Genomic DNA, 23,581 nt, shown 5'->3' on the forward strand with positions numbered 1-23,581 from the left:
CTATTCGTAATCCAACGTCGGGAACAAAGCAAGAACATATAATCCGAAAGCTTTTCGATCACGCGGCCTTGATATAAAAGAAAGCATGTTATCAGTTCTGATTTTCACGCGAAATTCTGAGGGGCTTCTGGCCCAAACACTGTCAGCACTGGTGCCGGCAGTTGTGGAAGGGCTATTGCGTCGTGTTGTCGTTGTGGATAGGGCGTCCACTGACGAGACAAGGTTGGTTGCAGAGGGGGCAGGTTGCTCACTTTACGACGAAACGGATTTGCAGTCGGCTTTTGATGATCTGCGAGCGGACTGGCTTTTGTTGCTGAAACCGGGTGCTATTCTTGCAGACGGTTGGGAAGACGCGGTGCGTCGGCATATGGAAATGAGCCAATCGCCTGCGCGGTTTTCATCGCCTCAGGATTTAGGCCTGATGGGTAAGCTTTTGGGCGCGAAACCTTCACTCGATAATGGGCTTCTGGCGCCCGTCATAACAATTCGACCCGTAGTCGGAGATGGAGGCGTTCCTGGCGCTGTCTTGAAACGACTCAAGCCAATCCGGCTTCCGCATCAGATTTTACCACCAAAAACAACAAAAGGCGGAGCCTGAGGGCTTCGCCTTTTTGTATTCTACCGGCTTGCGCTGATATTAGTTCTGATAGCTTGAAGGCGATGCGTCGCCAAAGCGATGAGCAGAACCGTCCTGATAAGTGGTCGTCTGACCGATAGAAGCGGTTGCAGTGTTATCAACCTGCTGTGTTGCAACTGGCGTGCGGTCATTTGCATAAAGATCGGCAGGTTCACCAACATGTGGGTTTTCAGCGAAAGCTGCACCGGTGCTAAGAGCAACGGCTACGGCAGCAAGAGCAAACTTTTTCATTTTTCTATTCCTTCTTCATCGCCCTTTGGATGGCATCAGTGCTTCCGGGGCACCGGGGTGGCACCAATGCCATCCACCGGGGAGATAACTCGTATGCGTTGATCTGATGTAGTCAGATTGAAACGCGGTTTGGTAAGCTGGGCTTAGTTCTGGAAGCTCGAAGGCGATGCATCACCGAAGCGATGAGCCGAACCGTCCTGAAACGAAGACTGACCAATCGAAGCGGTTGCAGTGTGATCGACCTGCTGGGCTGCAACTGGTGTGCGGTCATTTGCATAAAGATCGGCAGGGGTGCCAACATTTGGATTTTCAGCGAAAGCTGCACCGGCGCTAAGGGCAACGGCTACGGCAGCAAGAGCAAACTTTTTCATTTTCTATCTCCTTGGTTTTGTGAAGCGACGTTGTGTTCGTCGTTTCGATGACCAAGAGATATGCCTTTCAATCGGCTGCGCCTAGCTACCGTTTGGTTCACAGATTGTATCTTAAAGAGTAGACAATAAACCCTTGAAACGGGCAAAATGTCCAAGACAACACGGTTTATTCAAGTATATGTGAACAGTGTGAGGCGAGAAAATGACCGTTTTGTCAGAGCGCTGACGGAGCTGTTTGGCTTGAAACCACGAACCAGTTGGGATTTTTCGCCAGGATTTGAGATGCGGCGGCATCCGCGCTTTGCTGATCTTTGAAGATTGCAAAGCAGGTAGCGCCTGAGCCGGACATTTGCGCATAAAGCGCGCCATGCGCACGTAGCAGATCAAGCTTACCGTTAATCTGCGGGGCAAGAGCCAGCGCTGCGTGCAGAAGGTCGTTACGGGTTGAGCCGAGATATGTGCAGATGCTTTCAACATCGCCATGTGCAGGTGCCGGGAGCTGCTGGTTGTCACGCTTTGTCAACGCACGGAAGACATCGGGCGTCGCAACAGCGGTGCCATCATTGACCAGCAGTATCGGAAACGATGGCATTTGCGGTATTGCGGTGAGTTGTTCACCGATGCCACGCGCAACAAGCGGTGCTCCGAGAGCGGCACCACGCAGACACATGGGAAGGTCGGCGCCCAAATTGAGCCCGAGTTCAGCCAGCGTGTCGAGGTCCAGATTGAGCCGCCAGATTTCGTTGAGTGCGAGAAGCGTTGCCGCCGCGTCGCTGGAACCACCGCCGATGCCTGACGCGACGGGCAAGTTCTTCTCTAAGTGGATTGAAACGGGGGTAAGCGCGCGATCCGCATGTGATCGCAAAGCGTCGCGCGCCTTGACGACTAGATTGCCGCTATCAAGCGGTATGCCTTGAGCGAAGCGCCCGCCAATGCTGAAACTATCTTCGTCGGCTTCTTCGATGGTGATGCGGTCGCCATAATCAGCAAAGACGACCAGCATATCGAGCAGATGATAGCCATCATCTCTACGCCCTGTCACATGCAGCGCGAGATTAACCTTGGCCGGTGCCACGCGATGAACAGAAGGACGATCCAGAGTGGCAGCCTCAGCAGAATGATGCATTCAGAATGAAATTAATATTAGTCTTTTTTGACGTAATATTCACCCGTCTTCGGGTCCTGAACCAGTGTGCCATGGGCGCGGTTCTGGGCCTCTTTTTCTGCCCGACGAACGCGCTGGGTAACACGTACCGCTTCGCGCTTGAACGAGCGATAACCGTACCAGGCGGCAGCGAGTATCAACAGCAGAAAGATAAGCTGGGGCATGGCCTCTAATCCTCAGGCTAGCATAGGTTCCCGAAAGGCCTTTTCGGGATCACGGAGTGAAACTTATTCGCAGGCAGCATAACACTACTTTGTAGGATTATGCATCATATCATGGTGAAACAATGAATTTCAAAGGCCATATCGCGCCCAGAGCGCCTTTTCTTCGGCGACTGACAGAAGGCCGTCACCGAGATTAGCTGCGATCGCAGCAGGATCAATGCCACTAAGCGCTATTTCGACACCCGGTGCCTTACGTCCGAGTAGTCCGCGCTTGGGTTCAATCAGCTTGAGCTTCACCTTGTCACCATAGGTCTTGCGCAGGAAGCTGCGCATATCCCCAAGTCCGTCAACGAGGCCCAGTTCTTTGCCTTTAATGCCTGTCCAGAATAAGCCGGTGAAGAGGCTCTCGTCATCGGCGAGTTTGCTGCCGCGACGCTCCTTCACCATGTCGATGAAGGTCTGGTGAATTTCAAGCTGAAGCGATTTGAGACGTTCAATATCGGCTTCCTTCTCTGGCTGAAACGGATCAAGCGTCGACTTGTTTTGGCCTGCTGTATAGACACGGCGTTCGACGCCGATTTTCTTAAGCAGCTCCGGGAAACCGAACGACGCTGAAACAACGCCGATGGAGCCGACAATCGACGACGGATCGGCGATGATCTCATCACCTGCGAGCGCAATCATGTAACCGCCTGATGCAGCAGCATCTTCCACAAAGACAAAAACTCGCTTCTGATGCTCGTCTGCCAAATCGCGAATACGACGATAGATGAGGCGTGACTGCACCGGTGAGCCACCGGGCGAATTGATGGAAATGGCGACTGCTGGCGTTTCCTTGTCAGTGAAGGCCTTTTCGAGCACAGCGGAAGCACTTGCGAGCGACAACGATGGGCGAAGTGATGAACCGCCGCTCATGATCACGCCATGCAAACGCACAACAGGGATTTCAATCTCTTTTTTGCGAAAACGACGCGGAATGAAGCGGGACAATATTCCTGACAAATCAAACTCCAACCTGAAAAATGCTTGTTGCAGCGAATGTAGGAAGCAAATTGGCAAACACAAAGAAAAATGCCCGGAATTTCGTTCCGGGCATTGTATTTTCGTCATTTTTTCGGCTTGGCCAGCATTCTGAGCAGTACATAGCCACATATTGCAGAGAGTGCGGAGCCCGTTAGAACGCCGATTTTTGTCTCGGCCTGTAATAGTTCCGACTGATAGGACAAAAGCCCGATAAAAATGCTCATCGTGAAGCCGATGCCGCAAAGAAGTGAAACACCATATATCTGCCCCCAGCTGGCACCCATTGGCCGCTGTGCCAGACCTGTTTTGATTGCGAGCCATGCAGCACCAAACACGCCAAGCTGTTTGCCGACAAAAAGACCGAGCATGATGCCAAGCGGCAGAGTATCGAAGATGATGGAAGGCGTCATTCCGGTGAACGAAATACCGGCATTGGCAAAACCGAACACTGGAACGATGAAGAAAGCGACAGGTTTTGCCAGAGCGTGCTCCAGCGTATGAAGTGGCGAAGTCATATCATCCGGCTTCGCTTTGGCGGGCTTCAGCGGGATCATGAGAGCCGCGACAACGCCTGCAACGGTCGCATGAACGCCGGAATTGAGCACGAAGAACCACAATATGGCAGCGCCAATGAGATAGGGTAGCAGTTTCGAGACGCCTATGCGGTTCATAGCAAACAGAACGGCGGCCGTTGCAAATGCTGCGCCCAGATAAGGCATGGAAATCTCAGCAGTATAAAAGATCGCAATGATGATCACTGCTGCCAGATCATCGAGAATGGCAAGCGTCGCCAGAAAGACCTTGAGGCTTGACGGCACGCGCGATCCGAGCAGCGATAAAACGCCAAGCGCGAAAGCGATGTCGGTGGCCGACGGTACAGCCCAGCCGCGCACTTTCTCAGGATCGTTATAATTGAAGGCAACGAAAATCAGTGCGGGCACGATGACGCCGCCTGCAGCAGCTATGCCCGGCAAAATGCGATTAGGCCAGCTTGCAAGCTGGCCATCGAGAAACTCACGTTTTATCTCAAGTCCGACCAGCAGAAAGAAGACGGCCATCAGCGCATCATTGATCCAATGCGAAAGACTGAGTGGACCAATATAGGACTGCAATGCGCCGAAATAGACCTTGGAAAAAGGCGAATTCGCAACGATCAGCGCGAGCGCTGCAGCGGCCATGAGAACAATACCACCAGCAGATTCGCTGTCGAGAAAGCGACGCATGATGGAAACGGGGCGGACGGGCTTCGGATGTGACGTCATTATTCTTCTTTTCAGGTTATTTCCGGAGCGTCTACTTCGTAGAGCGTGAGGTTGCGATCCGTAATGCCAAGTCTTGGCCATTCGGAACGCCACTTCCCTATGTGGTCAGACACGAAGTGTTTGTCCAGTGAAACCCGATCTCGCCATAGCTCTTTTACATGAATGACGTTTGTTTCAAGTACATCTTGAGAATAAGAATACGAAAGGCAGCCGTCCTCTGCGCGACTTGCTTCAATCATCCGCTGCATAACTGGTCGAGCTTCATCAAGTTTTTCCGCTGGCAAGCGAATCGTTCCAACGATCAGAAGCATGTCTTCAGTTTTCCAAACTATATTTTTTGCAGATCCTGTCGCCTGATGTGCGATAGGTGCGAAACCCCATCGCTTCATAATAGGCGAGGCCCATATCGTTATCGGCGCCGATGGTTGCGTCGATATCAGTGATCTCTGCCGCTTCCGCCGCCTGACGGGTTGCTTCGAATAGGGCCGATCCTACGCCTTTACGGGCGGCACGCGGACTGACATGGGTGCCGATAATTCCCCAGCCGACCGCGACGCCATAGGGATTGTCTTCGGTCGCATGTTTCAGTGATTGAAAACCTAGTATCTCGCCATCAGCAACTGCTACGTGACATTCGATCCGGTTCGGATCGGAAATATAGCGCTCAATGACATGGTCGCGATCATAATCCCGCTGGCGTCCGGTTGCGTCGATGATCTCTTTGAGAATGCGGCTCATGCCATCCGCATCGTCAATTTTGACTGGTCTGATTTCCATGAAGCCCTCGCTTGTTTCAATCACGGAAAGCCATTGGATCAGCGCTCTCGCTTCCCGCATGGCTTCGGTCTGGTCATTGTAAAGCCCGGATGCGTAAGTCGTACCCCAATAAGTGTAGGGTCCGATCTCAGGCACTTCATCCAGAAACTCTTGGGTTTCTTCAAAAGAATAAAGCCCGTTTCCATGATCAAAAAGTTCGAACCGGGCCTTTCCGTCGGTGCGATCAACCGCGTTCAGACATTTTTTCACGGGTTTTCCTAAAGTAGCGAAGTCTGGCCGTTATTAATGGCTGTGGCGCGTGGCGTGAAATCATTACCCGCATCGCCGTGCAGAATAAGGGCTGGCATGAGCGAAAGGCCTGCACGGCTACCGCGAATGCCGGTAATCACGATGCGGATGGCCGCCGCGTCAGGGCGTGGCAGGATCGGAATGATCTTCAGTCCGCCAAAACGTCGCTCAAGCGCTTCCAATATCGGCGCGAGCGAAGCAGGGCGTGCGATAATCGAAACGCCGCCGCCGGGCCGCAGAAGCGCCGATGCGGTGCGCAGCCATTGTTCGAACATGCCTTCGGGCATGACATGCGCTTCAGCTTTCAAGGGATCAGGTGTCGAGCGGTCGCTCGCCTCATTAAAAGGCGGGTTCATGATGACATAATCGAAGCTGTTATCGATCAGGCCAGCGCTGGCCCGCGCCTTGCCGGTCAGTGAGACATCGGCTTCCAGAATATCGACACGGTCGCGCAAGGCGGTATTTAGTGGATGGTTGACGCTCTTATGCGCAAAGTTAAGCATAAAGCCCGAGCGTTCGATGAGTGTAGCGCGCGCGTCCTTGCAGCGGGCAGCCACCGCGAGGCCTGCAGCACCTGCACCACTGCCGAGATCGGCAAGGCGGCCTGAGAAACCATTTGGCACGCTGCTTGCGAGAATCATTGCGTCTACACCGGACCGATGGCCTTTCATCGCGGGCTGCACGAGATGAAATGCACCACGATGAAACACATCCAGCGTTTCTTCCACGGTATCCTGTGCGCGCTCGGAAATGTTATTCGTCATGGTCTTTGAGTTCATGTTCCAGACCGGCATCGATCAGGTAACGTCTGGCTTCGTCCAATCGGTCTTCCTCAACGAGGAATCGCCTAGGTATAACGCCTAATGAACCTTCGAGAATGCTCATATTGGTGTCGGCAATGAAGTAAATGATGCCGGCCTCTTTCATAAGAGCTTCGGCAACGGATAGGAGAACGGAATCATTTGTGCGCATAAGTTCGATCATTTCGACAATGTGTAATCAATAGACCGCATTGACAACTGCTTCCTTCAATGGTGAACAGGCTCTGAATAAAAAGCTTGGGCGTTGCAGGGGCTGTTAAGCGTCTTGAGCATTCTGATCCGCACAAATAGTGTGGTCGGCAGCTAGGAGTAACGACATTGGGTGTGGTTTTGAATCTTGACGGGAAACAGAAGCGGGAAGGATCGGTTCAGCCTCTGGTCGACCTGACGAAGGCCGATATGGGCCGCGTGAACGAAATGATCCTGTCCCGTGCGGGCTCCGATGTCGAGATGATCCCGGAAGTGGCGAACCATCTCATTTCATCTGGTGGCAAGCGCCTCCGCCCAATGATGACGTTGGCTGCTGCCCGCATGTTTGGCTATGAGGGTGACGGGCATGTCCGTCTCGCAACCTCGGTCGAATTCATGCATACCGCTACTCTTCTGCATGACGATGTGGTCGATGAAAGCGATCTGCGTCGCGGTAAAAGCACGGCGCGCATGATCTGGGGCAACCAGGCAAGCGTTCTGGTTGGTGACTTCCTGCTCGGTCAGGCTTTCAAGATGATGGTCGATGTCGGCTCGCTCGACGCTCTTGATGTTCTTGCAACCTCTGCTTCGGTTATTGCTGAAGGCGAAGTGATGCAGTTGGCTGCTGCCAAGAACATGGAAACCACCGAAGACGAGTATCTGGCCGTCATTAAGGCTAAAACCGCAGCGCTGTTCTCGGCTGCTGCCGAAGTCGGTCCGATCATTGCTGATGCGAAACCTTCCGATCGTGCAGCCCTGCGCGACTACGGTCTTAATCTTGGCCTCGCTTTCCAGCTTGTTGACGATGCGCTGGATTATGGTGGTTCGGCAGCCGATCTTGGCAAGAACACCGGCGATGATTTCCGCGAAGGCAAGATCACACTGCCAGTGATCCTGAGCTATCGCCGCGGCACTGATGAAGAACGCGCTTTCTGGAAACATGCAATTGAAGAAGGTGCGAGCGACGACGCTTCGCTTGAAAAGGCCATTGGCCTCATGACCAAGCACGGTGCAATCGCTGACACTGTACAGCGTGCCCGTCATTTCGGCGAAATCGCCCGCGATGCCTTAGCGCCTTTGAAGGCCTGCCCTGAGAAGGATGCGCTGATTGAAGTCATCGACTTCTGCATCAGCCGGGTAAACTAAGGTCTTTGTTAAATTTAAAGAGAAGCATCATTCACGAATGCTTTTTCAAGCATGTCGCTTGAAAGTGGAAACCGGTTTCAGGTTGACGACATGCTGATAAGGAGTAACAAGAAAAGCATCCTTCACGGATGCTTTTCTTGCGCTTGAACCCCAAAAAGGCCATGCTTGAGGTGCCTCTGAATAGGGGATCTTATACGGAATCGGAAAGAGGACTGGGCTTTATGCGGCAGGGATCTAAACGTCGTCCGCTTTACGGATTGCTTCTTCTGGCTTTGGCGGGAGTGGCGATACCGGCAAACGCGGCAATGGCTAAAACAAGCACAGATCCAGTCTCGCAGGTGCGTGCCGGTTCATTTGCCGGCGCTTATCTCGCAGCGCGCACAGCTGAAGCCGACAACAACATTTCCGCAGCTGTCGATTTTTATCGTCAGGCCATGGCGTTTGATCCGGGAAATGACATCATCAAGCAGAACCTGCTATTGGCGCTGTTGACGGAAGGTCGTTTCAAGGATGCTCTGCCGCTTGCCGAAGAGCTTAAAGATCAGCCGGAGATTGAGCGCTTTTCACGCGTAGCACTGGCAATCGATGCCATTTCCAAGAAGCAGTATCGCAAGACCGGCCCGCTTCTGATGTTGTCGATTCAGTCCGACATGGACCAGCTCGCGACCAGTCTCATGAGCGCATGGGTGAAGGTCGGGCAGGGCAATCCAAAGCGTGCGCTTGCCGATGTTGTGAAGATCAACGGTCCTGAGTGGTACGGCCTGTTCCGCATTTATAATGCAGCGCTTATCGCCGATATTGCGGGCGATAAGCAGGATGCACGTAATTATTATCAGCAAGCGCTCGATGATCGCGCCGGTGGTAGCGCAGCACCTGATACCTATGAGCGTATTGTGATGTCCTATGCCGCATTCAAGCTGCGTCAGGGCGACAAGGCCGGTGCTGTCAAGATTCTCAAAGACGCTGAAGAGCTTCTGAATGGCCGTATGACGATCACAGAAATGCGCGAAAAGATCGAGGCCGGACAGAAATACTCTCGCCTGATCGATACGCCGCAGCAAGGTGTGGGCGAAGTGCTTTATACGCTTGGCACTGCGATCAATCGCGGTGGTGCAGAAGCATTTGCGAAACTGTACCTGCAAATGTCGTTGCCACTGCGCCCAGACAATGATGCTACGCTTTACCAGCTTGGAGATATTTCGGCGAAGCTGCGTCAGCCGGAAAAGGCTGTCGAATATTATGCTCGCGTTCCCGAAAAATCGCCGTATCGGCGTGATGCGGAAATGCAGCGCGCGCTTAATCTTGCTGAAAACGAGAAGACTGGCGAAGCAATCACCCAGCTCAAGACCTTGCTTGAGCGTGACAAGACGGATCTGCGCACCTATCTGGCGCTTGGTGGTGTCTATGCGCAGGACAAGAATTTTGCCGACGCTGCAAAAATCTATGATGCAGCGGTAGAGCAGATCAAATCGCCGGAACGCAAGGATTGGCCAGTGTTCTATCAGCGCGGCATCGCGCATGAACGGCTGAAGGAATGGGATCAGGCAGAGCCGAATTTCAAAAAGGCTCTGGAGCTTTATCCTGATCAGCCACAGGTGCTGAATTATCTTGGTTATTCATGGGTTGATCGGGGTGAAAATCTCGATGAAGCACTGAAAATGATCAAGAAAGCGGTCGAACTGCGTCCGCAGGATGGTTACATCGTCGATTCGCTCGGTTGGGCTTATTACAAGCTCGGTCGTTATCCGGAAGCCGTGGTCGAGCTTGAAAAGGCCGTGAAGCTTCGTCCGGAAGATCCGACGATCAACGACCACCTTGGCGATGCTTACTGGCGCTCGGACCGTCAGCTTGAAGCGACTTTCCAGTGGAACCACGCCATTGCTGGCAAGCCTGAACCGGAAGAGTTGGCCAAGATTGAAGAAAAGCTGAAAAAGGGTCTGGCTCCTGATCCAAATCCTTCGGAGGCGCGGGCTCAGGACAAGAAGCCTGAGCCGACAAAAGCGCCTGAAACCAAAACCGAATAATTTCAAAGCCCGGAAGTTTGATCGATTTCCGGGCTTTCCATTTCGCTATGCCAGCGTGAGCAGCGTTCAGCGATCAAATGTCATGCTTGACCGTGGCAGGCGGACAAATTAGACCGGGCCATCATTTCAATAACAAGGCCTGACCCCGTGTCCAGTACGTTGCCAGCACATATGCACCCCACCCGTTCCTTTCAGGGCTTGATCCTGACGCTCCATAACTATTGGGCGGAACACGGTTGCGCTATTTTGCAGCCTTACGACATGGAAGTGGGGGCGGGTACGTTCCACCCGGCGACGACTTTGCGTTCGCTCGGGCCAAAGCCTTGGAAAGCTGCCTATGTGCAGCCGTCGCGCCGTCCGAAGGATGGCCGCTATGGTGAAAATCCAAACCGCTTGCAGCATTATTATCAGTATCAGGTGATCATCAAGCCATCGCCGCCGAACCTGCAGGAGCTCTACCTCGGTTCGCTGCGTGCCATTGGTCTTGATCCGACGCTGCATGACGTGCGCTTTGTGGAAGACGACTGGGAAAGCCCGACGCTCGGCGCTTGGGGCCTTGGTTGGGAATGCTGGTGTGACGGCATGGAAGTGTCGCAGTTCACTTATTTCCAGCAGGTTTGCGGCATTGAATGCTCGCCGGTTGCGGGTGAGTTGACCTATGGTCTTGAACGCCTCGCCATGTATGTGCAGGGCGTGGACAATGTCTATGACCTCAACTTCAATGGTCTCGAAGGCGAGGAAAAAGTCACCTATGGTGATGTTTTCTTGCAGGCTGAGCAGGAATATTCCCGCTACAATTTCGAAATGGCGAACACCGATATTCTGCACCAGCATTTCATTGATGCTGAGCGCGAATGCGCTGCGATTTTGAAGGCAGGCAGCACAGGCGAAGGCTCGCTGCATAAATGCGTTTTCCCGGCCTATGACCAGTGCATCAAGGCATCCCATGTCTTCAACCTGATGGATGCGCGCGGCGTGATCTCGGTCACTGAACGTCAGAGCTATATTCTGCGCGTGCGCAATCTCGCGCGTCAGTGCGGCGAAGCATTTTTGCTCACCGACGCCGGCGGCTTCAACCTTAAGAACGAGGCTGTGTAATGCCTGATTTGTTGCTCGAACTTTTCTCGGAAGAGATTCCTGCCCGTATGCAGCGCAAGGCTGCGGGTGATTTCAAGAAGATGATCACCGATGGTCTGGTTGAAGCCGGTCTGACCTATGAGGCCACGACCGCCTATTGGACCCCGCGTCGTCTGACGCTCGATGTGCGCGGTCTGACTGTGCGCTCGAAAGACGTGCATGAAGACGTAAAGGGCCCATCTGTCACGGCACCGGAACAAGCCATTCAGGGCTTCCTGCGCAAGGCTGGATTGACCGATGTGTCTCAGGCGCATGTGCATTCTGATCCAAAGAAGGGCGATTTCTATGTTGCTCATCTGACCAAGCCGGGCCGTGCTGCGGAAGAAATCATTGCGGAACTCGTACCGCAGACAATCCGCAACTTCCCTTGGCCAAAGTCCATGCGCTGGGGGGCGGCTTCGTCAAAGCCGGGTGCGCTTCGCTGGGTGCGTCCGCTGCAATCGATCCTCTGCACCTTCGGTCCTGAAACCGAAGAAACGGTGGTGGTCGAGTTTGACGTTGACGGCATCAAGTCGGGCAATGTCACCTATGGTCATCGTTTCTTAAGCGATGGTCAGGCGATCAAGGTGCGCCGTTTTGACGATTACGTCGAAAAGCTCGAAAAGGCTTTTGTGGTGCTCGACGCCGAGCGCCGCAAGGAAATCATCCTGCAAGATGCGCGCAATCTGACCTTTGCTTCCGGTCTTGATCTGGTTGAAGACGAAGGCTTGCTTGAAGAAGTGTCGGGTCTGGTCGAATGGCCTGTGGTGCTGATGGGTGAGTTTGAGGAAGAATTTCTGGCGATCCCGCCGGAAGTCATTCAGCTGACAATCCGCGTGAACCAGAAATGCTTTGTCACCCGCAAGCAGGGTGAAACGGAAGCGCTGTCGAACAAGTTCATTCTGGTATCCAACATCGCAGCACGCGATGGCGGCACAGAAATCGCCTACGGCAATGGCAAGGTTGTGCGCGCACGTCTCTCCGATGCGCTCTATTTCTGGCACACCGATCAGCACGATCTGCCGGACCTCGACAAGCTTTTGGCATCTGGCGAAAAGTTCGACCTTGATTTGAAGAAGCCGCTTGATCAGCGCATGGCGCGTTTGGATGCACTCAATGTGACCTTCCACGCCAAGCTCGGCACGCAAGGCTCACGCGTCGAACGCATCCGCCAGCTTGCAGCACAAATCGCGCCGCTGGTCGGTGCCGATCCTGCGCTTGCAGCGCGCGCGGCGGTTCTGGCAAAGGCCGATCTGACCACAGAAGTTGTTGGCGAGTTCCCCGAACTTCAGGGCGCAATGGGTCGTAAATACGCTTTGCTTCAGGGCGAAGACGAATCCGTCGCTGCGGCTCTTGAAGAACATTACAAGCCGCAAGGCCCGTCTGATTTCGTACCGAAAAATCCGGTTGCGGTGGCTGTCGCTTTGGCTGACAAGCTCGACACGCTGGTTGGCTTCTGGGCGATTGACGAAAAGCCTACCGGCTCGAAAGACCCGTTTGCTCTGCGCCGTGCAGCATTGGGCGTGATCCGTCTGGTTCTGTCGCAGGACTGGAAGTTCCCGCTCTTGCCACTTTTGCGCTCGGCTTATGCTGCGCTGAAAGAAGGTCAGGTTCAGCGCAAACTGCGTGAGTTTGAAGCCAAGCTCGCAGATGAAAAATCTGGCGATGTTGATGGTGAGCAGGACGTCGATAACGCATTGCGCAATCTCGAAACGCAAGCGCGTGCTGAAATCGAAGCCAATGCTGAGCCATTGCTGGCTGACCTCCTGTCGTTCCTGCATGACCGTTTCAAGGTACACCTGAAGGAAGATGGCGCACGTCACGACGCGATTGATGCGGTTCTGACTTCAGATGCCGACAATCTTCTGCTGGTTGCCCGTCGTCTGGAAGCTTTGATCGTCTTCATCAATGAAGAAGACGGCAAGAACCTTCTGGCTGGCACCAAGCGCGCTGCCAATATTCTGGCTGCGGAAGAAAAGAAGGGCACCAAGGTCGCTCAAAGCGTTGATGCGGCTCTCCTGAAGCTTGATGAGGAAAAGGCGCTTTATGCGGCTGTAACCCTTGCAGCTCAGGAAGCCGAAGAAGCCATTGCCCTCGAAGATTTCGGCGGTGCAATGCTGGCGCTGGCTAAGTTGCGCGGTCCGGTCGATACTTTCTTCGAGAAGGTACTGGTCAATGACGAGGACGAAAACGTCCGCGCCAATCGCCTTGCACTGCTTGAACAAATCCGCACTGCCACCAGCAAGGTGGCCGATTTCTCGAAAATCGCCGGATAAGACAAAAAGGGCGCTTTCTAGCGCCCTTTCTTTTTGTACCTCATTCCTATCTTGCATGAACTGCACCTACGAGTCCCTTGCTCTCAGCCCATGTGTTGTGTAGCTACAGCGGCAGGAGAATGACCTTGGCCGATATTCTGGAATTTGACGATAAAGCTGTTTTACGCGCGGTGGCTGTGCTCACCAGTGGCGGCCTTGTCGCGATTCCTACAGAGACGGTCTATGGTCTAGCGGCTGACGCAGCGCATGGCGAAGGCGTTGCCGGTATTTTCGCCGCCAAAGGTCGCCCGCAGTTCAATCCGCTCATTGCCCATGTCGATAGTATTGCTATGGCCGAGCGTTACGTGACTTTCGATCCGATCTCACGCAAACTCGCAGAAGCTTGCTGGCCGGGGCCGTTGACACTTGTTCTGCCGCTTAAAACCAAGCAAGACACGACGCGCCCGATACATCCGCTGGTGACCGCGGGGCTTGATACGCTCGCCATTCGTATGCCTACGGGACGGGTGCGTGATGTTATAAAGAATCTGGACAGCCCTGTTGCTGCACCAAGCGCCAATACGTCAGGCCGCATCAGCCCCACTTCGGCCAAGGCTGTAGCCGATGATCTGGGCAATAAAATCGACATGATCCTTGATGCCGGTCCGTGCGGTGTGGGTGTGGAATCCACTATTCTGAAGGTTGAAGGCGAGCGCGTGCGCTTGCTGCGCCCCGGTGGTCTGGCGGCAGAAGAGATTGAAACGCTAATTGGCGTTAAGCTCGAACGTGCGGAGCATAAGGCCGCCATTCAAGCGCCGGGCATGATGGAATCGCATTATGCGCCTGATGCCGCCGTGCGGCTCGATGCTGCAAGCGTTGATGCGGGCGAGGCATTGCTGGCTTTCGGTTCCAAGCGCGTGGCCGATGCCGATAAGGCTGTTTCGACGCTTAACCTTAGCCCATCGGGCGATTTGCGCGAAGCGGCCAGCAATCTGTTTGATTTCATGCGCAAGCTTGATGCAAGTGGCGCGCGCACCATTGCTGTTGAACCCATTCCTTTTGATGGTCTCGGTGAGGCCATCAATGATCGTCTTAAACGCGCGGCGGCCCCGCGCTAGTTCCCCAAACTGACAAGAGAAGCACATGCTCGACACCGCCCTGATCGAACGTTTTGCAGCCATCGTTGGCGAAAAGAATGCGCTGACCGCGCCGGAAGATATTGCGCCTTTCATGATTGAACAGCGCGATCTTTATCAGGGCCGTTCGCCGCTGGTTTTGCGCCCGGCCTCAACGGAAGAAGTTTCTGCGATCCTGAAACTTGCCAATGAAACCAAAACGCCGGTCGTCCCGCAGGGCGGCAATACTGGCCTTGTTGGCGGTCAGACGCCGGATGAAAGCAACACCACGATTGTTCTGTCGCTTGGCCGCATGAACAAGGTGCGCTCGGTTGATCCGGTCGGCAATCTGGTGACGGTCGAAGCCGGTGTGATCCTCAAAAACCTTCAGGACGAAGCGCAGAAAGTGGGCCGTCTGTTTCCGCTGTCGCTTGGCGCGGAAGGCTCTTGCCAGGTTGGTGGCAATCTTGGTTCCAATGCTGGCGGCACGGCAGTTCTGGCTTATGGCAATATGCGTGAGCTTTGCCTCGGCCTTGAAGTGGTTCTGCCAAGCGGTGAAATCCTCAACGATCTGCGCTACGTGAAGAAAGACAACACCGGCTATGATCTCAAAGATCTGTTTGTCGGTTCGGAAGGCACGCTTGGGGTTATCACCGCTGCCGTTTTGAAGATTTACCCGCAGCCAAAGGGCAAGGGCGTGGCCTATGCCGGTCTTCGCAGCCCGGAAGACGTGCTGCGCCTGTTCCAGCTTGCCACCGAACATGCAGGCCCGTCGCTCACTGGCTTTGAACTAATGCCGCGTGTGGGCGTTGAGTTTACCGTTGCTCATGTGGACGGAGTGCGCGATCCGCTCGAAAGCCCGCATGACTGGTATGTGCTGGTGGATATTTCATCGACCCGTTCGGAAGACGATGCGCGCACGACGCTTGAAACTATCCTGACGGAAGCGTTCGAGAACGATATCATTCAGGATGCGGCGATTGCTGAAAGCGTTGCACAGGCGCAGATGTTCTGGAAAATGCGCGAGGAAATGTCCTGGGCGCAGAAGCCAGAAGGCGGCTCGATCAAGCATGATATCTCGGTGCCTGTCGCAAAAATCCCGGAATTCATTCACGAAGCCAATGCGGCAACGCTGGAAATGATTCCCGGTTCGCGTATCGTTTGCTTTGGCCATATTGGCGACGGCAATCTGCACTATAATGTGTCGCAGCCGGTGGGTGCCGATAAGCAAGCTTTCCTTGATCGCTGGCACGATTTAAATCATCGCATTCATACAATTGTTGCGTCTTTTGCCGGATCGATCTCCGCAGAGCACGGTATCGGCGTATTGAAGCGCGAGGAGCTCGCCTTCTTCAAACAGGACGTAGCTCTTGAATTGATGCGCCGTATTAAGAAATCATTCGACCCGAATGGTATTATGAATCCGGGTAAAGTGCTGTAAATTCAGCGAATATGACGAAAACGAGGCGGACAGGAAACTGTCCGCCTTTTCATTTATGTAAACGAAAATTAGCAAGAATTACCGACTTCTTACACCTGGTTGTAAAGCAGTAACCAAATGAAAAAGCAGGGAAAAGTTAACCTAACGCGTTAAGCGCATCGGTAATAAACGCAGTCTATTCTCCAAATCAACAAGAGCGAACATCGCTCAAAAGAGAAGCCGGAATAACTGGCTCTCAAAAAACAGGCAGAGATAGACAGAGGCGTCGAAAATGATGAGCAGCGGACTTAAGAAGCCAGAATGGGCAGGTCAGGAACTTCGGCTCGATCCGTTTCACCTTCCGCAGGTTGTGACCTATGCGGCAGAAGATTGCGATGCAGACGTAACCTTCACCATTAGTGAACGTGGTGCGGTTATCCGCCAGATCCTGCCATCGAGCGGCTTGCCAATGTCGCTCGCTCTTCCGATCAACGCATTCATCGGTGTGACGGCCCGCGCCGTTGAAGACGAATTTGGCGAAATCACCGTAACGCTTGAACTGATGCATGAAGATCCGCAGCTTTCTGTGCCGCTGCTGGTTGCTCACGACCTGACCGATGTTGCTGCTGACTGGCGCGCTTGGGCTGCAACCTTCAACCTACCAATGATGTTGGTGGAAGAAGACGGGGTTGCGCGTCCGCTTTATGAAAGCACTGGCCCGGTTCGCACCGGGGAGCCACAGGCGCGCCGCCAGGGACAGGAACCGCGCCGCCGCCGCCCTCGCTTCCTTGCTCGCCGCAAAACCGGTTCGCTGGGCGTGCGCATGGTCATTGAAGGCCGTGAGATTATCGCTCGAAACTAGAACGCATCCCGAAATTCGCTCCAAGGGCTGCTTCAAAGCGATACGAATTTCGGGTTCGCCATACTAGTAAGTTATCACATTCGCGTGTGAACACGTTCTCGTCGGATTTCTATACTATCTAAGGAATAACGCACCGCTCGGTGGTCGTCTGGAAAGATGAAGGACCTTTCCAGACATCAAAGGCCTCGATGCCGGAGCAACCAACTTGGCTGACCTCCAGCAAGCCACCCGGATGGTAACCCCATCCGGGTAATTTTTTTATTCAGATTACTTTTTGCGGCTGAGAAACGCCATTACGGCTTCGCGCGCTTCGCTCGACGTGAGCCGCTCGGCAAAATGCTTTGCTTCTCTTGCGATGCGATCAGCAACAGGTTCGGCAGGCATACGCATCAGGCTGCGAGCAATCTGCATGGCCTGCGGAGGCTTGGCAGCAATTTCCTCTGCAGCTTTCAGCACTTCTGCTTCCAGCTCGTTGCTTTCGACAACCTTATAGACAATGCCCGCTTCAAGTGCCGCCTGCGCATCGAAGCCATGCCCCAGTGCGAGCAATGCAAATGCCTTCTGATGCCCCATCAGCGATGGTGCAAGCAGGCTGGAGGCCGCTTCCGGTACGAGTCCGAGATCAACAAAAGGCGTGCGAAACAACGCATGGTTAGTGGCAAACGTCAGGTCGCAATGAAGATGGATTGTCGTGCCGATCCCGATAGCCAGGCCATCGACGCCGGATATGACCGGCTTCTTCGAGCCCGATAGGGCTGCGAGAAAATTCAGAATGTCATTGCCCATATTGCCGTCCGATGCGGCAGCCATGAAATCCTGCATGTCGTTGCCCGACGAGAATGCACCGGGCACACCCAAAAACACATGCACGCGCACAGCATCATCGGCATCGCCATCTACAAGCGCCTTGGCCATTGCCGCATACATGGCGCGGGTGATGGCATTTTTCTTGTCGGCCCTATTAAGCCGGATGATCTGCACTGCATCTTTGCGTTCGATCAGAACATGCTCGCTCATAATCAGACCTCCAGCGCGGATTTTGCAGCTGCAAGGCTGACTGCGCCGCTGATGACGGTGTCCTTGAGGGATGAGACTTCCGCAAGCATGTTTTCGGCAAAGAAGCGGCAAAGCGCAGCGCGGCCGGCATCGTCACTGTTAATTGCTGCGCGCGCGAGATAAGCGCCGCCAGCAGTCAGGGAAAGCAGACGCTGATACGGCGTTGCTCCAGCCAGCGCTTCTTCTGTACGGCCTTCACTTGCCGCCTTTTGCAGCCATTCAGTGGCTTCACGCGCTTCGTTGATGGCTGTCGAAAGACGTGAACCCGTTTCGCCAAGTTCAGGACGGTTCGATTTTGTCGCTTTGTCCGCTTCTTGCAGCAGTTCGGCGAGATAGTTGCCGATACGCTCACCATTGCCGAGCGGTAACTTGCGCAGCACAAGGTCAATGGCCTGAATGCCATTTGTACCTTCATAAATCGGAGTAATGCGGGCATCGCGTAGCAGTTGCGCTGCACCGGTTTCTTCGATGAAGCCCATGCCGCCATGGATCTGCACGCCAAGCGAGGCCACATCCACGCCGACATCAGTTGCAAAGCTTTTGGCCAAAGGTGTGAGCAGTCCGGCGCGATCCGACCAGAATTGTGCGTTAGCACCCTCTGTTGCATGGCTCATATCGATCGCATGGGCGCATGAATAGGTGATGGAGCGGGCAACCTGTGTCAGCGCCTTCATGGTGAGCAACATACGTTGCACATCCGGGTGCTCGATGATCGGGCTCATGCCAGCCTTCGGATCGGCACCCAAAGCACGGCCCTGCTTGCGCTCTTTGGCGTAGTTCAATGCCTGCTGATAGGCGGCTTCGGCCACGCCAACGCCCTGAATACCAACCAGCAGACGAGCATTGTTCATCATGGTGAACATGCAGGCGAGTCCGCGGTTCTCTTCTCCGATCAGATAACCGACGGCACCTGTTTCCTCGCCTTTCACGAACCCATCGCCATAGATCATGGTGCAGGTAGGGGAGGCATGAATGCCCATCTTGTGCTCAAGGCCGGAGCAGAACAGATCATTGCGCCGACCGAGCGAACCATCTGCATTGACCAAGAATTTCGGCACGAGAAACAGCGATATGCCCTTGGTTCCGGCAGGGGCATCGGGCAGGCGCGCCAGCACCAAATGCACGATATTGTCGGTCAGGTCATGTTCGCCATAGGTAATGAAAATCTTCTGGCCAAAAATACGATATGAACCATCATCGCTGCGCTCTGCACGCGCACGCAATGCACCGAGATCAGAGCCCGCCTGCGGCTCGGTCAGGTTCATGGTGCCCATCCACTCGCCGGTGATAAGCTTTTCTAAATACGTGTCTTTCAGCTCTTTTGAGGCGTGCTTTTCCAGTGCTTCGACCGCGCCCATGGTGAGCGTAGGAGCGATAGCAAATGCCAAAGTGCCGGAATTCCACATTTCGCTGACAGCCACCGACATCATGGTTGGCAGGCCTTGGCCGCCATATTCCGGCGTGCCGGTCAGTGAGTTCCAGCCGCCTGCAATCCAGTCGGCATAAAGCTCTTTCCAACCGGGCGCCGTTGTCACAACGCCGTCTTTGACGGTGGCACCATGCCTGTCACCGGTGATGCGAAGTGGTTCCACGCGCTCGGAGGCAAACCTGCCTGCTTCTTCCAGAATAGCTTCCGCCAGATCGGCGGAAAATTCGGGGAAACGGTTCTCTTCAATGGCTGTTTCAAGGCCTGCGACCTTCATCAGCGTATGGGAAATTTCGGAAACCGGCGCGCGATACATCTTTCCTCCACTTGGCCTTTGTATGGGTCTCTCCTCGGAAACCCGTCCCGCGGCCAATCAGGCAGCGGGAACATAATGGCTATTGATATAAGAGCTATCGGCTTATTACGTAAACGTCAATATTGTGAATTGTCTTGTTGGATCACGTTCGGTTTCCTTGGGTGGTCGCAACCTCGCGCCAGATTTCCTTTTACAGCGCGAAGAAAACGCAAGTTTGTTGCGTGACAGAAAACAAACCATCTGGTAGGTTTCTTTATGTCAATCGCTAATCGTCGTCAGAAGAACCCTCAACTTGTCCGTTCGCAGCTCATTGAAAGTGCTGTCGAGTTGGCACTGGAGTCTGGTTTGAATGCGGTGAGCCTTGAGGCTGTGGCAAGTAGAGCTGGCGTCACGAAGGGCGGTCTGCTGCACCACTTCGCAAACAAACAATTGCTGATTGATGCGGTCTTTGAGGAATTGGTACTGGATTTTGAAACTGCCCTGCGAGCCAGAATGGCGAATGACCAAGAAACTCGCGGACGTTTTACAAGAGCCTATCTTGAGCTGGCGATAGAGGCGCAACAGGATGACAGTCGTGTATGGGCTTTATGGATATCGGTATTTTCCGATGCAAGACTTCGCGATGCCTGGGGCCATTGGCTTAATGCGCGGCTCGAAGAATACGGCGACACGGAAAGCGGGGCAGATATGGAAGCGGTGCGTTTTGCAGCTGATGGAATCTGGCTGAGCCATATGGTTGGCGTCGTCCCGAATGACTGGTCAGCACTTCGGAGCCGTCTGCTGAAAATGATTAGCGATTAAAGCATTTCCAGCAAAAGTGCGAAGCGGTTTTGCGTAAGAATAATGAATAAAAACAAAAAGATAGAGTTGTTCCAACAGTTTAATATTAACTGGAGTCACTCTAATAACTGGCTTTACCAACAAAGTTAAATCTCATGAAAAACTATCTGTTTCTCGGTGTTGCTATCGTTGCAGAGGTAATTGCGACATCTGCGCTCAAGGCGTCCAACTCTTTTACAGTTATGGTTCCAACCTTCACGATGATTGTTGGCTATGCCGTGGCCTTTTATTTTCTTTCCCTGACATTGCAAACCGTTCCGGTAGGTGTCGCTTATGCGATCTGGTCCGGCTGCGGTATCGTTCTGATTTCTGCCTTTGGCTGGCTGGTCTATGGTCAGAAGCTGGACTTGTGGGGAATGATCGGAATCGGCTTCATAATTTTTGGTGTGCTGATTGTTAATTTGCTCTCCAAGTCATCAGTGCATTAGAAAGCGCGCGAAGGTTACGTTTTCTCATGCTCCAATCCGAAAATAGACCTTTAAAAACAAAACACTGCACTTAATCCAATTTTTAGTTCATTATTGTAAACGTCAGTAATGTTCGTAGGTGTTTTTATATGACGCTTGTTCCGTACTTCCTGACTGTCAATCTGACGGTGTCATGTGTTTTCATCCTGACATTTGCGTTCGTTGCCATTCAGGAACGGAACTATGCAGCCCCGCGCTGGTTCACGCTGGCATCCATAGCAGCAGCACTCGTTGCAATCTTCGGCTACTGGATCCCGCTTGCAGAAAATCCACGCCTATTGGTCCTGGCTTCCTTCTCGCTTCTGATGGCGGCGTTTCTGGCCATAACGATCGGCCTGCAAAGTATTTATCACCAGAAGATCGACTGGAAATTTTATGGCGGCTTCTTCCTTGCAGCCATCATCTGCAATCTGCTCATCTATGATCTGCCGCGAACGTCGTTTTTGCATCGCTTTCTTTATCAGTTGCCGCTCTGCCTCGCGCAGCTTTGGATGATCCGTGTGATCTATCTATCGCGTATGCCACGCCTGGTCGATAAACTGATGATGGCGCTCGCGATATTCAGCTGCATTTACTACCTTTCAAAAGCTTTCCTCATCGCTTGGCCGGGTTCCGATATGCGGCCGGAGGACGATGCCAACACGCTGCATGTCATCGTTTCCCTGGCAGTGGGTGTGTTGGTGCAGGTAGCGCGCGGACTGCTTCTTTTGCTGAGTACTGTGTCGCATATGGTGGGGGAGGCCAGCGAGCAATCGGAAGTCGATGAGCTTTCGCAGATTTATAATCGACGCGGTTTTGATCGGCATGTTTCCCGCGTTTTGGCGCGCAAGGGAGCTTGTATTCGCTATTCAGTGATTATGAGCGATCTGGATTTTTTCAAACGCGTCAACGATACCTATGGTCATGATGGCGGTGACAGGGTGATTGCAGCTTTTGGTAAGCTGCTCAAAACGCAATTGCCGAAAGCAGCGGTTGCCGCACGAATGGGCGGCGAGGAATTCGTTGTCTTCATTCCAGACAACGACATGGCTGCTGCGGAAGCTTTGGCGCAAAGCTTGCGAGAAGCTCTATGCGAGCTTCGCTTTACAGGCAAATCTCCGGCTTGGAGCCCGACGGCAAGCTTTGGTGTTGCCGAGCAGGTCGATGATGAGAGCCTTTATGAGACGATGCGCCGTGCAGATGCGGCACTCTATCAGGCGAAAAAAGCCGGACGCAATCGTGTCCATATCGCTTGAAATGCTGCAGCCGCATGAGACGGGTTATTACTTGCCCGAGCGTTCGCGTTCCACTGCACGCCAGCCAATGTCTGAGCGATAAAAACCTTCCGGCCAGTCAATCTGCTTGACGGCGTCGTAAGCCTTGCTCTGGGCTTCGGCCACCGTTTCAGCAATCGCTGTTACGTTGAGAACGCGGCCACCATTGGCAATCAGGTTGCCGTTTTTTTCAGCCGTACCGGCGTGGAAAACTTTGAGCCCGTCAATGTCATTGAGCTGGTCGAGACCACGAATGATGCTGCCTTTCTTCACATTGGCAGGGTAGCCTTCTGCAGCCATAACCACGGTGAGGGCAGGCTGATCTTTCCACTCAAGCGATACTTCATCGAGCTTGCCGTCCACGGCCGCATTGATAAGATCAAGCAGGTCGGTTTCAAGGCGCATCATCAGCACCTGACATTCCGGATCACCGAAGCGGGTGTTGTATTCGATAAGCTTCGGGCCGTCCTTGCCGATCATCAAGCCCAAGAACAGCACGCCCGAGAAAGGTGCGCCAATTTCCGCCATGCCGCGCATGGTCGGTTCGATCAGTTCGCGCATGGTGCGCTCAACGATTTCGGGTGTCATTACAGGAGCGGGGGCATAAGCGCCCATACCGCCGGTATTCGGCCCGGTGTCGCCATCGCCCACGCGCTTGTGGTCCTGTGCCGAGCCAAGCGATAGGGCCGTTTTGCCATCACAAATGCAGAAGAAGCTTGCTTCTTCACCTTCAAGAAACTCTTCAACGACCACTTCGGCACCAGCAGAACCGAATGCGCCTTCAAAACAGGCATCAACCGCGTCCAGCGCTTCATCGAGCGTCATGGCAACAACAACGCCTTTGCCGGCGGCAAGGCCGTCGGCCTTGACGACGATAGGTGCGCCCACTTCACGGACATAGGCCTTGGCTTTTGGTGCATTGTTGAAGCGGCCATAGGCACCTGTTGGAATGCCAAAACGCGCGCAAAGATCCTTGGTGAAGCCTTTCGAGCCTTCAAGCTGGGCGGCAGCCTTGGATGGTCCGAAAACGCGAACATTCGTGGCTTGGAGATCGTCGGCTAGGCCCGCGACGAGTGGGGCTTCCGGGCCAACGACAACCAGATCGATTGCCTTGTCCTTGGCGAATGCGATGACCGCTGCATGATCGGTTACGTCGAGCGTTACAAGTTCTGCATATTCGGCAATGCCGGGGTTGCCGGGCGCGCAATAAAGCTTTGTCAGCTTTTCAGAAGCGGCGAGTTTCCAGGCCAATGCGTGTTCGCGGCCACCGGAACCGATCAACAGAACTTTCATGCCTTGCTCCCTGCGCGTGAGATCAGTAAATGTTTATTGATACGGGTCTCTATTGCCCAACGCG

The 23,581-nt window shown here is 53.8% G+C and carries 24 protein-coding genes; 11 read left to right on the top strand and 13 right to left on the bottom strand.

Translation table 11 applies throughout. The annotated features are described in order from the left end of the window. Nucleotides 1–85: 85 nt before the first annotated feature. Nucleotides 86–598, top strand: coding sequence for a glycosyl transferase (locus KMS41_01990; protein ID QWK78042.1), 513 nt, complete (start codon nt 86–88; stop codon nt 596–598). Between the two features lie 39 nt (nt 599–637). Here the strand turns inward: KMS41_01990 and KMS41_01995 are convergent, their stop codons facing one another. The 10 genes from KMS41_01995 to KMS41_02040 form a co-directional block, all read right to left on the bottom strand. Beyond that, nucleotides 638–868 carry a hypothetical protein gene (locus KMS41_01995; protein QWK78043.1) on the bottom strand — a complete coding sequence of 77 codons (231 nt, stop codon included), beginning with the start codon at nt 866–868 and terminating at the stop codon, nt 638–640. A gap of 143 nt (nt 869–1,011) precedes the next feature. Next, nucleotides 1,012–1,239 carry a hypothetical protein gene (locus KMS41_02000; GenBank protein ID QWK78044.1) on the bottom strand — a complete coding sequence of 76 codons (228 nt, stop codon included), beginning with the start codon at nt 1,237–1,239 and terminating at the stop codon, nt 1,012–1,014. A gap of 214 nt (nt 1,240–1,453) precedes the next feature. Next, entirely contained in the window at nt 1,454–2,365 is a 912-nt protein-coding gene (locus KMS41_02005) for a 4-(cytidine 5'-diphospho)-2-C-methyl-D-erythritol kinase (GenBank protein ID QWK78045.1), read from the bottom strand. 17 nt (nt 2,366–2,382) lie between these two features. Next, nucleotides 2,383–2,568, bottom strand: coding sequence for a hypothetical protein (locus KMS41_02010; protein ID QWK78046.1), 186 nt, complete (start codon nt 2,566–2,568; stop codon nt 2,383–2,385). Between the two features lie 129 nt (nt 2,569–2,697). Then, nucleotides 2,698–3,570, bottom strand: coding sequence for a S49 family peptidase (locus KMS41_02015; protein QWK78047.1), 873 nt, complete (start codon nt 3,568–3,570; stop codon nt 2,698–2,700). Nucleotides 3,571–3,674: 104 nt separating this feature from the next. Next, the gene (gene nhaA, locus KMS41_02020) at nt 3,675–4,853 is read right to left on the bottom strand and encodes a Na+/H+ antiporter NhaA (GenBank protein QWK78048.1); all 1,179 of its coding nucleotides are present in this window, start codon (nt 4,851–4,853) and stop codon (nt 3,675–3,677) included. A gap of 11 nt (nt 4,854–4,864) precedes the next feature. Further along, complete coding sequence (locus KMS41_02025) at nt 4,865–5,164, bottom strand: antibiotic biosynthesis monooxygenase (protein QWK78049.1); 300 nt, start codon at nt 5,162–5,164, stop codon at nt 4,865–4,867. Between the two features lie 4 nt (nt 5,165–5,168). Continuing rightward, complete coding sequence (locus KMS41_02030) at nt 5,169–5,630, bottom strand: GNAT family N-acetyltransferase (GenBank protein QWK78740.1); 462 nt, start codon at nt 5,628–5,630, stop codon at nt 5,169–5,171. A 257-nt stretch (nt 5,631–5,887) separates the two neighbouring features. After that, complete coding sequence (locus tag KMS41_02035) at nt 5,888–6,670, bottom strand: methyltransferase (GenBank protein ID QWK78741.1); 783 nt, start codon at nt 6,668–6,670, stop codon at nt 5,888–5,890. 1 nt (nt 6,671) lies between these two features. Beyond that, the gene (locus KMS41_02040; protein QWK78050.1) at nt 6,672–6,902 is read right to left on the bottom strand and encodes a DUF2007 domain-containing protein; all 231 of its coding nucleotides are present in this window, start codon (nt 6,900–6,902) and stop codon (nt 6,672–6,674) included. Nucleotides 6,903–7,057: 155 nt separating this feature from the next. Here KMS41_02040 and KMS41_02045 point away from each other — a divergent pair, with 155 nt between their 5' ends. From KMS41_02045 to KMS41_02075, 7 genes are all read left to right on the top strand, one after another. Continuing rightward, nucleotides 7,058–8,074 carry a polyprenyl synthetase family protein gene (locus KMS41_02045; protein ID QWK78051.1) on the top strand — a complete coding sequence of 339 codons (1,017 nt, stop codon included), beginning with the start codon at nt 7,058–7,060 and terminating at the stop codon, nt 8,072–8,074. A 221-nt stretch (nt 8,075–8,295) separates the two neighbouring features. Further along, nucleotides 8,296–10,098, top strand: a complete 1,803-nt coding sequence (locus KMS41_02050; protein ID QWK78052.1) for a tetratricopeptide repeat protein — start codon at nt 8,296–8,298, stop codon at nt 10,096–10,098. A 171-nt stretch (nt 10,099–10,269) separates the two neighbouring features. Next, nucleotides 10,270–11,196, top strand: coding sequence for a glycine--tRNA ligase subunit alpha (locus tag KMS41_02055; GenBank protein QWK78742.1), 927 nt, complete (start codon nt 10,270–10,272; stop codon nt 11,194–11,196). After that, nucleotides 11,196–13,490, top strand: a complete 2,295-nt coding sequence (glyS, locus tag KMS41_02060; GenBank protein QWK78053.1) for a glycine--tRNA ligase subunit beta — start codon at nt 11,196–11,198, stop codon at nt 13,488–13,490. Before KMS41_02055 ends, glyS begins: the two co-directional genes overlap by 1 nt. A gap of 125 nt (nt 13,491–13,615) precedes the next feature. Next, nucleotides 13,616–14,587 (top strand): threonylcarbamoyl-AMP synthase, encoded by a 972-nt coding sequence (locus KMS41_02065; GenBank protein QWK78054.1) that lies wholly within the window; start codon nt 13,616–13,618, stop codon nt 14,585–14,587. Nucleotides 14,588–14,612: 25 nt separating this feature from the next. Next, nucleotides 14,613–16,025 carry an FAD-binding oxidoreductase gene (locus tag KMS41_02070; GenBank protein ID QWK78055.1) on the top strand — a complete coding sequence of 471 codons (1,413 nt, stop codon included), beginning with the start codon at nt 14,613–14,615 and terminating at the stop codon, nt 16,023–16,025. 271 nt (nt 16,026–16,296) lie between these two features. Continuing rightward, a complete protein-coding gene (locus KMS41_02075; protein QWK78056.1) occupies nt 16,297–16,866 on the top strand; it encodes a hypothetical protein in 570 nt (189 codons plus the stop codon). Between the two features lie 267 nt (nt 16,867–17,133). On the opposite strand, the gene KMS41_02080 is transcribed toward KMS41_02075, so the two are convergent. Together KMS41_02080 and KMS41_02085 are read right to left on the bottom strand one after the other, a co-directional pair. Beyond that, on the bottom strand, nt 17,134–17,883 hold the full coding sequence (locus KMS41_02080) for a crotonase/enoyl-CoA hydratase family protein (protein ID QWK78057.1): 750 nt from the start codon (nt 17,881–17,883) through the stop codon (nt 17,134–17,136). A gap of 2 nt (nt 17,884–17,885) precedes the next feature. Beyond that, on the bottom strand, nt 17,886–19,664 hold the full coding sequence (locus tag KMS41_02085) for an acyl-CoA dehydrogenase (GenBank protein ID QWK78058.1): 1,779 nt from the start codon (nt 19,662–19,664) through the stop codon (nt 17,886–17,888). Nucleotides 19,665–19,919: 255 nt separating this feature from the next. On the opposite strand from KMS41_02085, the gene KMS41_02090 reads away from it, so the two are divergent. From KMS41_02090 to KMS41_02100, 3 genes are all read left to right on the top strand, one after another. Further along, a complete protein-coding gene (locus KMS41_02090) occupies nt 19,920–20,465 on the top strand; it encodes a TetR/AcrR family transcriptional regulator (protein QWK78059.1) in 546 nt (181 codons plus the stop codon). A gap of 134 nt (nt 20,466–20,599) precedes the next feature. Beyond that, on the top strand, nt 20,600–20,932 hold the full coding sequence (locus tag KMS41_02095; protein QWK78060.1) for an EamA family transporter: 333 nt from the start codon (nt 20,600–20,602) through the stop codon (nt 20,930–20,932). A gap of 128 nt (nt 20,933–21,060) precedes the next feature. After that, nucleotides 21,061–22,206: a GGDEF domain-containing protein gene (locus KMS41_02100; protein QWK78061.1), complete on the top strand. Its 1,146-nt coding sequence runs from the start codon at nt 21,061–21,063 to the stop codon at nt 22,204–22,206. Between the two features lie 27 nt (nt 22,207–22,233). Here the strand turns inward: KMS41_02100 and purD are convergent, their stop codons facing one another. Continuing rightward, the gene (gene purD, locus KMS41_02105) at nt 22,234–23,517 is read right to left on the bottom strand and encodes a phosphoribosylamine--glycine ligase (GenBank protein QWK78062.1); all 1,284 of its coding nucleotides are present in this window, start codon (nt 23,515–23,517) and stop codon (nt 22,234–22,236) included. Nucleotides 23,518–23,581: the final 64 nt, after the last annotated feature.

Origin of the sequence: Ochrobactrum sp. BTU1 (genome assembly GCA_018798825.1) — a bacterium.
Classification (GTDB): domain Bacteria; phylum Pseudomonadota; class Alphaproteobacteria; order Rhizobiales; family Rhizobiaceae; genus Brucella.

Bases quoted from the DNA above. Each gene is read 5' to 3' on its own strand.
- KMS41_01990 (QWK78042.1), top strand. From the start codon at position 86: ATGTTATCAGTTCTGATTTTCACGCGAAATTCTGAGGGGCTTCTGGCC.
- KMS41_01995 (QWK78043.1), bottom strand. From the start codon at position 868: ATGAAAAAGTTTGCTCTTGCTGCCGTAGCCGTTGCTCTTAGCACCGGT.
- KMS41_02000 (QWK78044.1), bottom strand. From the start codon at position 1,239: ATGAAAAAGTTTGCTCTTGCTGCCGTAGCCGTTGCCCTTAGCGCCGGT.
- KMS41_02005 (QWK78045.1), bottom strand. From the start codon at position 2,365: ATGCATCATTCTGCTGAGGCTGCCACTCTGGATCGTCCTTCTGTTCAT.
- KMS41_02010 (QWK78046.1), bottom strand. From the start codon at position 2,568: ATGCCCCAGCTTATCTTTCTGCTGTTGATACTCGCTGCCGCCTGGTAC.
- nhaA (QWK78048.1), bottom strand. From the start codon at position 4,853: ATGACGTCACATCCGAAGCCCGTCCGCCCCGTTTCCATCATGCGTCGC.
- KMS41_02025 (QWK78049.1), bottom strand. From the start codon at position 5,164: ATGCTTCTGATCGTTGGAACGATTCGCTTGCCAGCGGAAAAACTTGAT.
- KMS41_02030 (QWK78740.1), bottom strand. From the start codon at position 5,630: ATGGAAATCAGACCAGTCAAAATTGACGATGCGGATGGCATGAGCCGC.
- KMS41_02040 (QWK78050.1), bottom strand. From the start codon at position 6,902: ATGATCGAACTTATGCGCACAAATGATTCCGTTCTCCTATCCGTTGCC.
- KMS41_02050 (QWK78052.1), top strand. From the start codon at position 8,296: ATGCGGCAGGGATCTAAACGTCGTCCGCTTTACGGATTGCTTCTTCTG.
- KMS41_02055 (QWK78742.1), top strand. From the start codon at position 10,270: ATGCACCCCACCCGTTCCTTTCAGGGCTTGATCCTGACGCTCCATAAC.
- glyS (QWK78053.1), top strand. From the start codon at position 11,196: ATGCCTGATTTGTTGCTCGAACTTTTCTCGGAAGAGATTCCTGCCCGT.
- KMS41_02070 (QWK78055.1), top strand. From the start codon at position 14,613: ATGCTCGACACCGCCCTGATCGAACGTTTTGCAGCCATCGTTGGCGAA.
- KMS41_02075 (QWK78056.1), top strand. From the start codon at position 16,297: ATGATGAGCAGCGGACTTAAGAAGCCAGAATGGGCAGGTCAGGAACTT.
- KMS41_02080 (QWK78057.1), bottom strand. From the start codon at position 17,883: ATGAGCGAGCATGTTCTGATCGAACGCAAAGATGCAGTGCAGATCATC.
- KMS41_02085 (QWK78058.1), bottom strand. From the start codon at position 19,664: ATGTATCGCGCGCCGGTTTCCGAAATTTCCCATACGCTGATGAAGGTC.
- KMS41_02090 (QWK78059.1), top strand. From the start codon at position 19,920: ATGTCAATCGCTAATCGTCGTCAGAAGAACCCTCAACTTGTCCGTTCG.
- KMS41_02095 (QWK78060.1), top strand. From the start codon at position 20,600: ATGAAAAACTATCTGTTTCTCGGTGTTGCTATCGTTGCAGAGGTAATT.
- KMS41_02100 (QWK78061.1), top strand. From the start codon at position 21,061: ATGACGCTTGTTCCGTACTTCCTGACTGTCAATCTGACGGTGTCATGT.
- purD (QWK78062.1), bottom strand. From the start codon at position 23,517: ATGAAAGTTCTGTTGATCGGTTCCGGTGGCCGCGAACACGCATTGGCC.